This is a genomic window from Winogradskyella sp. PC D3.3 (genome assembly GCF_054366245.1).
Window position 1 is genome coordinate 34,840 of record NZ_CM135962.1, and the last position, 13,156, is coordinate 47,995.

The window sequence follows — 13,156 nt, forward strand, 5'->3', positions numbered from 1 at the left end:
AACAAAGTCTTAATAGAATACGTATTTTCAACAAAATTTAAAAAACCAACTATTTTGAAAAACGTATCTCTCAAGCTACTCATTGTAGTTTCAGCATTTCTAGCATTTTCTTGTTCTACAGCAAAAAAGGCAGGAAAATCGGGTAAAGATGCCACTGCAATGGCTAAATCTTCAGCTAAGAAGCCTGGAAAAAATGATCCCAAACCTTATAACAAAGTTATCACCAAAGATGCAAAAAGTGATAAAGGTTTATTTACAGTTCATACTGTAGATGATAAATTCTTTTACGAAATACCAGATTCTCTTTTTGATAGAGAAATGCTTATGGTTACGCGTATTGCTAAAACAGCATCAGGACTTGGTTTTGGTGGTGGAAAGATGAACGAACAAGTATTACGTTGGGAAAAAGAGACAAGAAAGTTGTACTTCGTGTTGTATCTTATAATGTTGTTGCTTCAGACTCACTTCCTGTAAATGAAGCTGTTGTAAACTCTAATTTCGAACCTGTTTTGTTCACATTCCCTATTGCAGCGTTTAGTAAAGATTCAACAAGTACAGTAATCGATGCAACTCCTTTGTTTGAGAAAGATGTAAAACCTTTAGGTATTCCACAACGTAGAAGAACAGCTTATAAAATTTCGAGAATTGAAAGTGATAAGTCATTTATTGAATCGGTAAAAAGTTACCCAAGAAATATTGAATCTCGTCACGTAAAAACATATACTGCTGGAAATCCTCCTTCAAATTCAAGCACGGGAAGTATTTCTGTTGAAATGAGCAACTCTATGATCTTGTTACCAGACGTTCCAATGAAGCGTCGTTATTTTGATCAGCGTGTTGGTTGGTTTACAAGTAGCCAAACCGATTATGGTTTAGAAGATCAAAAAAGTAAGTCTTTAGAGTTTTTAGATCGTTGGAGATTGGAAGTTAAAGATGAAGACATTGAAAAGTTTAAACGCGGGGAACTTGTAGTCCCAAAGAAACAAATTGTTTATTATATTGACAGAGCAACTCCTGTAAAATGGAGAAAATATATCAAACAAGGTATTGAAGATTGGCAAGTCGCTTTTGAAGCAGCAGGTTTTAAAGATGCAATTATTGCAAAAGATGCTCCAACAGCAGAAGAAAACCCAGAATGGAGCCCAGAAGACGTGCGCTATTCGGTTGTACGTTATTTAGCATCTCCAATCCCTAATGCTAATGGACCTCATGTAAGTGACCCAAGAACTGGTGAGATTTTAGAGAGTGATATCAATTGGTATCATAACGTAATGTCGTTATTACGTGGTTGGTTCTTTGTACAAACTGCTGCAATTAATCCAGAAGCCCAAAGTCCACAATTTAAAGATGAAGTTATGGGACGTTTAATACGTTTTGTATCTTCTCACGAGGTTGGTCATACATTAGGACTTCCGCACAATATGGGCTCTAGTGCTGCCTATCCTGTAGAGAAATTACGTGATGCCGCATTTACTAAAAAATTTGGAACTGCACCGTCTATTATGGATTATGCTCGTTTTAACTATATTGCGCAACCAGGTGATGAAGGAGTCGCTTTAATGCCAGAGATTGGGACATATGATAAATATGCCATTTCTTGGGGGTACAGACCTATTTTAGATAAAACTGCTGAAGAAGAAAAGCCTATTCTTAATGCGTGGATTATGAAACATGCTGGTGACCCAATGTACCGCTTTGGACACCAACAAGCTGGTGACGTGGTTGACCCAAGTTCCCAAACCGAAGATTTAGGTGACGATGCTATGTTAGCAAGTGCATATGGAATTAAAAACTTAAAACGTATTGTACCTAACTTAATTGAGTGGACTACAGAAGCTGGTGAAGATTATGACGATTTAGAAGAAATGTACGGTCATGTCGTTTCTCAGTTTAACCGTTATATGGGACATGTTTCCAACAACATTGGTGGTGTTTACGAACATTACAAAGCTGCAGACCAAGAGGGTCCTGTTTATACAGCTGTGCCTAAAGATCATCAGAAAAAAGCCATGGCTTTTATTCAAGAGAATTTATTTGAAACTCCAGAATGGTTAATTGACAAAAACATTTTTGATCGTATTGAATTCACAGGTTCTGTTGAACGTGTAAGAGCAATGCAATCTAGAACGCTTAATAACATTATGAGTTTAGGTAAAATGCAACGTCTTATTGAAGCTAACACATACGATAGTAATGCTTATGCATTACCAGATATGATGAGTGATTTACGTAAAGGGGTATGGAGTGAATTACGTACTGGAAAGAAAATTGACACGTACAGACGTAATTTACAGCGTGCACATATTGATAGATTAGAATATTTAATGACTGCCAAAAATCAAACCGCAGGAAGACGTTCTAGTTCTTATGTTAAAGTAACACCTGTTAACACTAGCCAATCTGATATCAGAGCGGTTGTAAGAGCAGAGTTAAAAACATTGCGTAGTCAATTGCAATCAGCACGAGGTGCAGATGCTATGAGTAGAATTCATATTGCAGATGCTATTGAACGTATTAATCTTATTTTAGATCCTAAGTAATTTAAATTCAACAACAGTTTAAAAAAGGCTTCAAGAAATCTTGAAGCCTTTTTTTATTACAACAATTCTTTAATTGTCGTATGATAAGCTTCAAACTCAATCAAATTATTATGTCTAGCACCTTCCACTGTAATAAAACTCAAATGGTCTATATCTAATTTAAGCAACTTTTCTGCTGAAGCATATGGAACGACATCATCATCTGTACCATGTACAATTGTAATTGGACATCTTGTTTGAATTAAAAATTGATAAGTTGGAAACTGATATTTCAAGATTTGTTTTACTGGAAGCCAAGGAAACCGATCTTTTGCTACGTCTAAAATACTAAAATATGGGGTTTCTAAAACGAGTTGTTTGGGGTTATTTTTTGATGCAATATAAGACGCAATTCCCGTGCCCAATGATCTTCCGTATAATGTAATTTCATTTTCTGAATAGTCATTCAATAGATAATCGTAACAATATTGAGCATCACGATAAAGTGCGTCCTCACTTAATTTTCCAATACTTTTTCCGTAGGTTCTATAATCCATAATAAGTACATTGTATTGCTGAGCTACAAAGTATTCAGCAATCGTCCCCCAACGGCTTAAATCACCTGCATTACCATGAAAATAAAGAATAACTCCTTTGGGCTTATCAACTTTAAAATGCAATGCATTTATCGTTGTAGTTTCGTCTGGTTTAAAGAATAGTTCTTCAAAATTGTAATTGAACTGATATTGATAATTTTGCTCTAAACGACTTGGCAAAAACAATAACTTCTCCTGAAAAAAATAAAGTGCAGATCCTATCATAATGTATATGCTTAAAAGTATCATTACAGCCTTTTTAAGCCTTCGTTTTAGTTTTTCTTTAGCCATGGTGGATATTTATAATTGCGATCTGTAAGTCCTAAATTTTAGGCTTAAACTTCTTAAATAACGTTAATTTATTTTTTAAGTTTAAAAAGCAGGCATTCATTTAAAACACATAATAGTACCAAGCCTATACATAAATAGCAAACAACTAGAATAGAAATTCGGTCGCCTCATAACTATTGAGATCACTTTAAATATAAGTATATTAATATCTAATAAAGCCTCACAGATCAAATAAAACTGTAAGGCTTTGGGGTACTCACTAACCAATCATCAAAACTAATCGTCGTCTTCTTTTATTTCTAATTCACTATTAATATATGCCACATCTCTTGTGTTCTTTTGTACGGCAATTGCAGAAAACAAACTTAAAATAAATGACATTGCATAAAACCCTTTTTCACTTAGCTCTAAATCTGCATTCCACAATCCGACAGTTAGTAAAACAATGGCTGCTATTGACGTAAACCAACTTATACCATAATACATTTCAGTAACTTGAATATTTTCGAGTTTATCTCTAACAGCTTTTTGTACTGAGATAACTGAAAACAATCCAAATAATAGAATAGTGAAATAATAGCCTTTTTCATTGAGCTCCATATTGGCATTCCATAACCCAATACAATAAGCAACCATACCTATAAGTAAAGCTGTCCAAGAAGCCCCTATAAAAGCAGGTGTTGGCTTATGGTTATACACCTTGTCTAATTTCTTTTTTGTTTTTACGTTCTGTTCGTCTTTTAACGACACTGTTGTTTGATAATTCATACTATTTTGTTTTAATGATTATAGCGCAAATCTCAAATAAAAGACCAACTTTAGAAAGTCATAATTTTAAACAAACTGACGATATAATTTACTATTTAAATAAAAATAACCCTATATTTAATGCTATATAATAAAAGATACTGACGCTTAAATGATAGGAATTAAGTCCATAATAGACACACTAACCAGAGAAGATCATCAAAAATTCTTGAACTACCTTCAACAAAAAAACAAACGAAAAGACACCAAAAACATACAACTATTTAAGCTACTTGCAAGTTCTAACAACACTTCTAAATCAATATGCAAACAATTGTATAATGTAGAACACTGTAATGCATATCATGCCTTAAGAAAACGATTATTTCAATCTTTAATTGACTTTACAGCCAACAAAAATCTAGAAGATGAAAACTCTATAGATATGCAGGTTATTAAATACATTTTAGCCTCACGTACATTTTTACTTCAAAACAACTATAGTATTGCTTATAAAATCCTTGACAAAGCAGAACGCTTAGCCGATGAGCATTTATTATACCCTATACTCAACGAAATTTATCACACTAAAATTCAATACGCTTCCAATTATCCTAAAATAGACTTAGACGAATTAATTATTAAGCAGAAAGAAAATCAGCAAAAACATCACTTAGAAGATCAGTTAAACATCGTATATGTAAAATTGAAAACTATCTTAAATGACGTCAGTTATAAAGGAAGAGTTATTGATTTTGAATTGGAACTGGAAAAGCTTCTAAGAGCCCACAACATAGAACTCAGTACATCCCTTTCATTTAAATCCTTATATCAAATTTTAGCAATCGCCAATATTTCGGCATTGGTAACAACTACTTATTTTAAAATTGAAAGTTTTGTAATGAAAAGTTATGAAATCCTAAAACAAAAGAAAGAAACAGACAAACAACTCTACTATCAAATTCAAATTGTATATATCATTTCTAACACGCTTTTTAGAAACAAAAAATTTGAAACATCACTACGCTATATCAATGAAATGGAACAACTCATGCAATTAAAAAAACGCATGTACTACAAAACATTTATCCTAAAAAACACATTACTTAAAGCGCTAAACCTCAACTACAGCAATAACCAAGACAACGCCATTGTTCTCGCAGAACGTATGATGTACAAAAAACATGAAGACATAGAGGCTTTATTAGACTTAAACCTATCCTGTTTTATGTTTTACTTTCAGAAACAAGACTTTTTAAAAGCAAAATCAATTTCAGCAAAATTCTATCATACAGACCAATGGTATATGGAAAAAGTAGGCATCGATTGGGTGATTAAAAAGAATGTTGCAGAACTTTTATTACATATTGAATTACAAGATGACAATTTGTTTTATTCACGATTAAAAAGTTTTAGAAGACGTTACAGTAGCTACTTAAACCAAATTGAACAATCCCGAATTCTAACTTTTATAAAATTTGCGGAACACTATTATACAAAACCTGAAAGTATAGATACGCCTGAATTCAAAAAAAAAGTGGAAGTTTCCTTTAAATGGACCACTGCAAACAAAGAAGATATATTCATATTAAGCTTCTATGCATGGCTAAAGAGTAAGCTTGAAAACAAAAACCTATACAGCACAACACTTAGACTATTAGAAATGTAACAAATGTTAAAAAACGTGTTAAAAGATAGGTCGTTGTTAAACCCTATTCAATACACTCAGTCAAAACAAGTATAACACAAAAAATAACAGACATGAAAAAATTATTAGTAGTTGCCCTTGCTCTATTTACTTTAAATGGAATGGCACAGGAAAAAGACCAGACTTCACATCGAAAAGACAGATCAGAATTAAGAAAGGATATGACACCTAACGATATTGCTGATCTAAAATCGAAAAAACTCACTTTAAAATTAGACTTAACCGATGCGCAACAAAAGAAAGTACACGCCATCTTTTTAAAGGAAGCAAAAGCCAATGAAACGCTGAGACAAAAACATAAAGCTTCAAAAGGAGAGAAAAGAGAAAAACCTTCTAAAGAAGAATTCTTGAAGATGCAAAACGCAAGATTAGATCAACAGATTGAAATTAAGCGCGAAATGAAAACCATCTTAAATAAAGAACAATATGCCAAGTTTGAGCAAATGAAACCTAGAAAAGACAAAAAGCGAGGTGAGAGGAATAAAAGACGTAACAAATACGATGACAAAAAGTAATAAGTAAAACATAGTATCCAAAATAAAAGTATCGCTTAGGCGATACTTTTTCTTTTTATTGAATAAAATTGTTATTTTAGTGTCCAATTTTAAATTATTAATCCATAATGAAAAAAATAATTACACTTTGCTTATTTGTATTTGCGCTAGTTCTAGGAACTCAAACTGCTGTTGCACAAGACAGTAAATTTGGATCAGAAAAAGAGATAAATGCCATAGTAAATGCTAAAGCTGCTAAGAAAACTGAAAGCCTTATAAAATTTGTTGGCTATGAAAAACACTTATCAGAAACAGTTTATGATGCCGTAAGAGAACACACTTACGATACATACCTAATTGAATTACAACATTTAACTGAAGAAGAAGGATCTTCTAAAAAGTTAAAAGAGATAAATGCAAAATTGGAAAATAGAATGAAAGCTATTTTAACTAAAGCACAATTTGAGCGCTATTTGCGTTTTCCAAAAAGCTAAGACAACTTAATATAAAAAAAGTCTCGCAGATAGCGAGACTTTTTTATTTACAAATCTTTTGCAATTTCTTCTACTGCTGCAATTGTTTCGTTTAAATCTTGATAAGTTAATGCGTCTGTTATAAACCAAGTTTCAAAAGCACTAGGTGCAATATAAATCCCCTTACTAAGCATACCATGAAAGAATTTTTTAAAGGTTTCATTATTCCCTTTAGCAGCGGAATCAAAATTGAGAACAGGAGCTTCTGAAAAATGAACAGAAATCATAGAACCTATTCTATTGATTGTATGTACTACCTTGTTTTTATTAAGCGCATCTGTAATACCATTATGAAGATACTTAGTTTTCTCATTTAACCTATTCATCAAACCTTTATCTGCCTGAATGGTTTTAAGCATTGCTAATCCAGCAGCCATAGCTAAAGGGTTTCCACTTAAGGTCCCTGCTTGATACACTGGTCCAATAGGAGCAAGATAATCCATAATCTCATCTCTCGCTGCAAAGGCACCAACTGGCAATCCACCACCGACAACTTTACCAAAACAAACAATATCGGCATTAATATTTTTTAGCTCCTGTACGCCGCCTTTTGCTAATCTAAAACCGGTCATCACCTCATCAAATATCAATAAGATATCATTAGCATCACAAATACCTCTTAAACCTTCTAAAAATCCATCAACAGGAGGAATACACCCCATATTACCAGCTACAGGCTCAATAATAATTGCTGCAATAGTTCCTTTATTAACTTCAACTAACGCTTTTACATTTTCAAGATCATTATATGTTGCCAATAAAGTATCTTTTGCTGTTCCTTCGGTTACACCTGGACTATTTGGAGTACCAAATGTTACAGCACCACTGCCTGCTGCAATTAAAAAAGAATCACTGTGGCCATGATAACAACCTGCAAATTTTATAATCTTATCTTTTTTTGTAAAACCTCGGGCTAACCTAATAGCACTCATACAAGCTTCCGTACCAGAATTAACAAAACGGATTTTGTCAATATTTGGCACCATAGAGACTGCTAATTCTGCAATCTCAGTTTCAACAGCTGTTGGCATTCCAAACGATGTCCCTTGTTTGGCCTTTTCAATTACAGCATCAACCACAGGCGGAAATGCATGTCCAAGCAACATTGGACCCCAAGAATTAATATAATCTATAAAACGGTTACCATCTTCATCATATACATAAGCCCCTTTTGCTGATTTTGCAAAAATTGGAGTTCCTCCTACCGCATTAAATGCTCTTACAGGTGAATTAACTCCTCCAGGAATAACTTTTTGTGCTTCCTTAAATAAAGCACTACTTCTTTGATATAACATAAATTAATTAGGAATAATAAGTTGTTGACCAATAGTTAGGTCATTCGATTTTAAACTGTTGTGCGCTTTAATTGCTGCTACAGTTGTTTTGTATAGTCTTGAAAGCGAATACAAAGTATCGCCTTTAGCTACAATGTGCTTTTTAGGCCTATCCTTCTTCACCCCTTCTATGATCGTTGTAGAACGTCTTGTAGTCGTCTTAGACGAAGAGTCTAAAACATCATCATCGTATTTAAACAGCTCATAGCGCTCAATTAAACTAATCAGTTTTTGCGGATATTTACGATCTGTAGCATACCCTGCCGCTCTCAAACCTCTAGCCCAACCCTTATAATCATCCGGTTTTAAATCAAATAAACTCGCATAACGTTTACGCCCTGTTAAAAATTTGGAATGATCCTCATAAGACATTTCTGCTTTGTCATACTTTCTAAAGCATTCTTGCGAACGGTCATCGTCATGATATATTTTATCTCCTTTCCATCCATGACACTTAATCCCAAAGTGATTATTTGCTTTTACAGCTAACCGTCCACTACCAGAACCCGATTCTAATATACCTTGCGCCAAGGTAATACTTGCAGGAATTTTATGAGTGCGCATTTTAGACTTTGCAATATTTGCATATAAATCGATATAAATCTCTACAGAACTTCGGGTATCATTCTCTTTTACAATTGGTGCTTTAGGCTCCTCTGTTTTAACCACTTCTTTCTCAGCTTTAACAACGACTGTCTTTTGAGTACTGCTGCGTTTCTTTTTTGTTACAATGCCTTTTTTAGGACCACAACTCATTGCTAATACAGCAACCAATAAGATTAAATATCTGAATTTCATGTTTTATATTTCAATTAAAGGGCGATTTTTACGCTTCAACATATCATTTACACCTGCAATACCTTGCAAACCTCCCGTATGAATGACGAGTATTTTAGAATCTGTTGAAAAATATCCAAGTGCCATTAAATCAAATATTCCAAATAGCATTTTACCTGTATAAATAGGGTCTAAAGGAATATTGAATTGACGCTTAAACGTATTAATAAACGTAATCAATTCGGGCTTTATTTTACCATAACCACCAAAATGATAATCGGTTACTAATTTCCAATTTTCTTGATTTGCAAATTTACGAATATCTTCTTGTAAAAAATCACCTTTTAAAGCCGGAAAACCTAATATTTTCTGATGCTTTTTAGACGTGTTAATTAATCCTGAAATAGTCCCGCCTGTACCCACGGCACAACAGATATAATCAAAATTAAAATCGTCTCCCTCTAAAATTTCTTCACATCCCTTTATAGCTAAATCATTTGTACCTCCTTCGGGCAACACATAAACATCCCCAAATTCAGTTCTTAATTGATCTAAAAAAACAGCAGTTGTTTTCTGCTTATAATCCGCTCTTGAGACAAATTTAAACACCATGCCACAAGACTTAGCAAATTGCAACGTCGGATTTAAAACGCTCTTTAAGCGTAACTCTTCACCTCGTATAACCCCTATCGTAGGAATGCCGTACTCTTTTCCGGCATAAGCTACCGCAGCGATATGGTTAGAAAACGCACCACCAAAAGTTAATAAGGCATTTGATTTTAGCTTTTGAACTTCCTTTATATTAAATTTTAATTTTCGATATTTATTACCCGAAATAAAAGGGTGTATTAAATCCTCACGCTTAATTGTAATGTTAATCGTCGTATGAGGAATCAATAGCTCCTGATTGTGCGTATATGTATTAAACAAATTCTTTTTTTTATACTCACAAAGTTAATGGATGCTGGGCAGAAAACAGCACAAATTATTTTCTAATAAATTTGAAAGCATTAAAGAAAGGCCTTAATTTTAAATAATTAAATTCTCCTTCTTTAGCATAAGCTTCACGTTCAAAAGAAATATTTCTATAAGCTATATTCCAAGTTCTGTATTGTATTAATCGTATTAAAAACTCAAGCCCGTAAAGGATAAAAAAGGGAATAATGAGTAATTCTAATTGCTGTCTTAAGTGAATTCTTTCATGATTAACAAGTATCGCATTTGTCTTTAAATCTTTTGTTTTAAAAAACACAAAGGGAAATACGGTTAGTCCTACATAACCATTAGGAACAATATATTTTGAAATCAATATCATACTTTAATCGTTTCAAAAATCAATCCAAATTACATTATCTTTGTTTACCTATGAAAAAATATGTTCCCATTGAAGACGGAGACTACTATCTCACACCAGAAGGTTACCGTTGTTTTACAGAGCAATACCATTTAAAACGTGGCTATTGTTGTGAAAGTGGCTGTAGACATTGCCCTTATGGATTCAATAAAAACACCTTAAAAAAAAACTAATGCAGAGTACAACATTATCTTTTAAAGATCACATATTAGAAGGCATTCCAAATATATTACCAGAACCAAAACCCTATGATGCCTCTATAAATCACGCTCCTAAACGTAAAGCGATTCTTTCTGCAGAAGAAAAGAAACTAGCACTTAAAAATGCTTTACGTTATTTTGATAAAAAGGATCATAAAACCTTATTACCCGAGTTTAAAAACGAATTAGACACCTATGGTAGAATCTATATGTATCGTTTAAGACCAGATTATAAAATGTATGCTAGACCAATTTCTGAATATCCGGCAAAATCAACTCAGGCTGCAGCAATTATGTTAATGATTCAGAATAATTTGGATTATGCTGTAGCACAACACCCACACGAATTAATTACCTACGGTGGTAATGGAGCCGTGTTTTCAAATTGGGCACAATACCGCCTAACCATGAAGTATTTAGCAGAAATGAACGACGAGCAAACCTTAGTAATGTATTCTGGACATCCCATGGGATTATTTCCATCGCACAAAGAAGCTCCAAGGGTTGTGGTGACTAACGGCATGATGATTCCGAATTACTCTAAACCTGATGATTGGGAGAAATTTAATGCTTTAGGTGTTACCCAATATGGACAAATGACAGCTGGAAGCTATATGTATATTGGACCACAAGGTATCGTACATGGTACAACGATTACAGTACTTAACGGTTTTAGAAAAATAAAAAAAGAACCTAAGGGTAGTTTATTTGTCACATCTGGATTAGGAGGCATGTCTGGTGCGCAACCGAAAGCAGGAAATATTGCTGGCTGTATTACAGTATGCGCTGAAGTAAACCCTAAAATCACCCAAGTAAGGTTAGATCAGGGGTGGATTGATGAAAAAATCACCGACTTAGACCAACTGGTTAATCGTGTAAATAAAGCTAAAGTCGAAAAAGAAACCATTTCAATCGCTTATCTCGGTAACATTGTTGATGTGTGGGAAAAATTTGATAAAGCTAATATTCATGTTGATTTAGGAAGTGATCAAACCTCACTTCACAATCCTTGGGCTGGTGGCTATTACCCTGTAGATATGTCTTTTGAAGACGCTAACGAAATGATGGCGAACCAACCAGAATTATTTAAAGAAAAAGTTCAAGACACCTTACGCCGTCATGCTGATGCCATTAATAAGCATACCGCTAAAGGCACCTATTTCTTTGATTATGGAAATGCCTTTTTATTAGAAGCCTCTCGTGCTGGAGCCGATATAATGGCCGAAAATGGTATTGATTTTAGATACCCAAGTTATGTTCAAGACATTATGGGACCAATGTGTTTCGATTATGGTTTTGGTCCATTCCGTTGGGTTTGCGCTTCTGGAAAACCTGAAGATTTAGAAAAAACAGACCTCATAGCTTGTAACGTTTTAGAAGACATTAAAAAGAATTCGCCTCAAGAGATTCAACAACAAATGGCTGATAATATTCAATGGATAAAAGGTGCACAAGAAAACAATCTTGTTGTAGGCTCTCAAGCCCGAATTTTATATGCCGATGCCGAAGGAAGAATGAAAATTGCTGAAGCGTTTAACCACGCCATAAGCAAAGGTGAAATTGGAACCGTCGTTCTTGGCCGAGACCATCATGACGTTTCTGGAACAGATTCACCTTATCGAGAAACCAGCAACATTTACGATGGCTCGCGCTACACTGCAGATATGGCTATTCAAAATGTTATTGGAGATAGCTTTAGAGGTGCTACTTGGGTAAGCATCCATAATGGAGGAGGCGTTGGTTGGGGTGAAGTCATAAATGGCGGATTTGGTATGGTTCTTGATGGTAGTAAGGAAGCGTCAAAACGATTAAAACAAATGCTATTTTGGGACGTTAATAATGGTATCTCAAGACGAAGTTGGGCGCGAAATGAAGGAGCTATTTTTGCAATAAAACGCGCTATGGAAGTCGAACCTAACTTAAAAGTAACTTTGCCAAATTTCGTTGATGACACCTTATTAAATAATGTTTAATTTAAACCAAAGTATTATGAAAAAATTACTCAAATTTACTCCCGTATTTCTTTTGCTTTTAATTTTAGCATCGTGTAGCTCAGTTAAAGTAGCTGCTGATTACGACAGAGAAGCTAATTTTAACAATTACAAAACATTTGCCTTTTTCAAGCCAGGTATCGACAAAGCAGAAATCAATGATATTGATAAACGCCGAATTTTAAGAGCGATTGAAGCCGAGTTAATGGCTAAAGGCTATACCAAATCTGAAAATCCAGATATGCTTGTTAGTATTTTTACCAAATCTAACCAACGTGTAGATGTCTACAACAATGCTTGGGGCTATGGCGCCTGGGGCTGGGGAGGTTACGGTGGTTGGGGTTGGAGATCTGGATGGAACAACAATCAAGTATCGACAACCACAGAAGGGGTATTGTTCATAGACCTTATTGATGCCAATAAGAAAGAATTAATATGGCAAGGTTCTGGTACCGGAAATCTTGAAACTAGAAATATAGACAAGAAAGAAGAACGTATCAAAGAATTTGTAGCACAAATGTTAATGCAGTTTCCTCCAGAAGAAAAATAACAAATTGCATAATTTCTAAAAAAAGCATTGGTACACACCAATGCTTTTTTTGTTTCAGAAAC

12 protein-coding genes and 1 pseudogene are annotated in these 13,156 nt (G+C 34.1%); 7 read left to right on the plus strand and 6 right to left on the minus strand.

The window, feature by feature from the left end:
- The first annotated feature begins 51 nt into the window (after nucleotides 1-51).
- Nucleotides 52-2,540 (plus strand): annotated as a pseudogene (locus tag ACXGSQ_RS00150) (zinc-dependent metalloprotease).
- Between the two features lie 56 nt (nucleotides 2,541-2,596).
- Here the strand turns inward: ACXGSQ_RS00150 and ACXGSQ_RS00155 are convergent.
- Together ACXGSQ_RS00155 and yiaA are read right to left on the minus strand one after the other, a co-directional pair.
- The gene (locus ACXGSQ_RS00155) at nucleotides 2,597-3,406 is read right to left on the minus strand and encodes an alpha/beta hydrolase (protein ID WP_458627650.1); all 810 of its coding nucleotides are present in this window, start codon (nucleotides 3,404-3,406) and stop codon (nucleotides 2,597-2,599) included.
- Nucleotides 3,407-3,682: 276 nt separating this feature from the next.
- Nucleotides 3,683-4,174, minus strand: coding sequence for an inner membrane protein YiaA (gene yiaA / locus ACXGSQ_RS00160; RefSeq protein ID WP_458627651.1), 492 nt, complete (start codon nucleotides 4,172-4,174; stop codon nucleotides 3,683-3,685).
- A 151-nt stretch (nucleotides 4,175-4,325) separates the two neighbouring features.
- Between yiaA and ACXGSQ_RS00165 the strand changes: the two genes are divergently transcribed.
- From ACXGSQ_RS00165 to ACXGSQ_RS00175, 3 genes are all read left to right on the plus strand, one after another.
- Nucleotides 4,326-5,822, plus strand: coding sequence for a hypothetical protein (locus ACXGSQ_RS00165; protein WP_458627652.1), 1,497 nt, complete (start codon nucleotides 4,326-4,328; stop codon nucleotides 5,820-5,822).
- Between the two features lie 92 nt (nucleotides 5,823-5,914).
- Nucleotides 5,915-6,376, plus strand: coding sequence for a hypothetical protein (locus tag ACXGSQ_RS00170; RefSeq protein ID WP_458627653.1), 462 nt, complete (start codon nucleotides 5,915-5,917; stop codon nucleotides 6,374-6,376).
- A 107-nt stretch (nucleotides 6,377-6,483) separates the two neighbouring features.
- On the plus strand, nucleotides 6,484-6,849 hold the full coding sequence (locus ACXGSQ_RS00175) for a hypothetical protein (protein ID WP_458627654.1): 366 nt from the start codon (nucleotides 6,484-6,486) through the stop codon (nucleotides 6,847-6,849).
- 47 nt (nucleotides 6,850-6,896) lie between these two features.
- Here the strand turns inward: ACXGSQ_RS00175 and hemL are convergent, their stop codons facing one another.
- Genes hemL through ACXGSQ_RS00195 form a run of 4 tightly spaced genes read right to left on the minus strand, consistent with a single transcriptional unit; the run spans nucleotide 6,897 to nucleotide 10,314 of the window.
- A complete protein-coding gene (gene hemL, locus ACXGSQ_RS00180; RefSeq protein ID WP_458627655.1) occupies nucleotides 6,897-8,183 on the minus strand; it encodes a glutamate-1-semialdehyde 2,1-aminomutase in 1,287 nt (428 codons plus the stop codon).
- A gap of 3 nt (nucleotides 8,184-8,186) precedes the next feature.
- Nucleotides 8,187-9,020, minus strand: coding sequence for a glucosaminidase domain-containing protein (locus ACXGSQ_RS00185; protein ID WP_458627656.1), 834 nt, complete (start codon nucleotides 9,018-9,020; stop codon nucleotides 8,187-8,189).
- A gap of 3 nt (nucleotides 9,021-9,023) precedes the next feature.
- A complete protein-coding gene (locus tag ACXGSQ_RS00190; protein WP_458627657.1) occupies nucleotides 9,024-9,929 on the minus strand; it encodes a 1-aminocyclopropane-1-carboxylate deaminase/D-cysteine desulfhydrase in 906 nt (301 codons plus the stop codon).
- A 55-nt stretch (nucleotides 9,930-9,984) separates the two neighbouring features.
- Complete coding sequence (locus tag ACXGSQ_RS00195; RefSeq protein WP_458627658.1) at nucleotides 9,985-10,314, minus strand: hypothetical protein; 330 nt, start codon at nucleotides 10,312-10,314, stop codon at nucleotides 9,985-9,987.
- Nucleotides 10,315-10,364: 50 nt separating this feature from the next.
- Between ACXGSQ_RS00195 and ACXGSQ_RS00200 the strand changes: the two genes are divergently transcribed.
- Genes ACXGSQ_RS00200 through ACXGSQ_RS00210 form a run of 3 tightly spaced genes read left to right on the plus strand, consistent with a single transcriptional unit; the run spans nucleotide 10,365 to nucleotide 13,094 of the window.
- The gene (locus tag ACXGSQ_RS00200) at nucleotides 10,365-10,526 is read left to right on the plus strand and encodes a DUF5522 domain-containing protein (protein WP_458627659.1); all 162 of its coding nucleotides are present in this window, start codon (nucleotides 10,365-10,367) and stop codon (nucleotides 10,524-10,526) included.
- Nucleotides 10,526-12,526, plus strand: coding sequence for a urocanate hydratase (locus ACXGSQ_RS00205; protein ID WP_458627660.1), 2,001 nt, complete (start codon nucleotides 10,526-10,528; stop codon nucleotides 12,524-12,526). Before ACXGSQ_RS00200 ends, ACXGSQ_RS00205 begins: the two co-directional genes overlap by 1 nt.
- Before the next feature lie 16 nt (nucleotides 12,527-12,542).
- A complete protein-coding gene (locus ACXGSQ_RS00210) occupies nucleotides 12,543-13,094 on the plus strand; it encodes a DUF4136 domain-containing protein (protein ID WP_458627661.1) in 552 nt (183 codons plus the stop codon).
- The last annotated feature ends 62 nt before the right edge of the window (nucleotides 13,095-13,156 follow it).

What these genes read in the sequence shown, in the direction of transcription:
- ACXGSQ_RS00200 (WP_458627659.1), top strand. Translation starts at nt 10,365, where the DNA reads ATGAAAAAATATGTTCCCATTGAAGACGGAGACTACTATCTCACACCA.
- ACXGSQ_RS00185 (WP_458627656.1), bottom strand. Translation starts at nt 9,020, where the DNA reads ATGAAATTCAGATATTTAATCTTATTGGTTGCTGTATTAGCAATGAGT.
- ACXGSQ_RS00195 (WP_458627658.1), bottom strand. Translation starts at nt 10,314, where the DNA reads ATGATATTGATTTCAAAATATATTGTTCCTAATGGTTATGTAGGACTA.
- ACXGSQ_RS00170 (WP_458627653.1), top strand. Translation starts at nt 5,915, where the DNA reads ATGAAAAAATTATTAGTAGTTGCCCTTGCTCTATTTACTTTAAATGGA.
- ACXGSQ_RS00165 (WP_458627652.1), top strand. Translation starts at nt 4,326, where the DNA reads ATGATAGGAATTAAGTCCATAATAGACACACTAACCAGAGAAGATCAT.
- ACXGSQ_RS00205 (WP_458627660.1), top strand. Translation starts at nt 10,526, where the DNA reads ATGCAGAGTACAACATTATCTTTTAAAGATCACATATTAGAAGGCATT.
- ACXGSQ_RS00175 (WP_458627654.1), top strand. Translation starts at nt 6,484, where the DNA reads ATGAAAAAAATAATTACACTTTGCTTATTTGTATTTGCGCTAGTTCTA.
- ACXGSQ_RS00210 (WP_458627661.1), top strand. Translation starts at nt 12,543, where the DNA reads ATGAAAAAATTACTCAAATTTACTCCCGTATTTCTTTTGCTTTTAATT.
- ACXGSQ_RS00155 (WP_458627650.1), bottom strand. Translation starts at nt 3,406, where the DNA reads ATGGCTAAAGAAAAACTAAAACGAAGGCTTAAAAAGGCTGTAATGATA.
- hemL (WP_458627655.1), bottom strand. Translation starts at nt 8,183, where the DNA reads ATGTTATATCAAAGAAGTAGTGCTTTATTTAAGGAAGCACAAAAAGTT.
- yiaA (WP_458627651.1), bottom strand. Translation starts at nt 4,174, where the DNA reads ATGAATTATCAAACAACAGTGTCGTTAAAAGACGAACAGAACGTAAAA.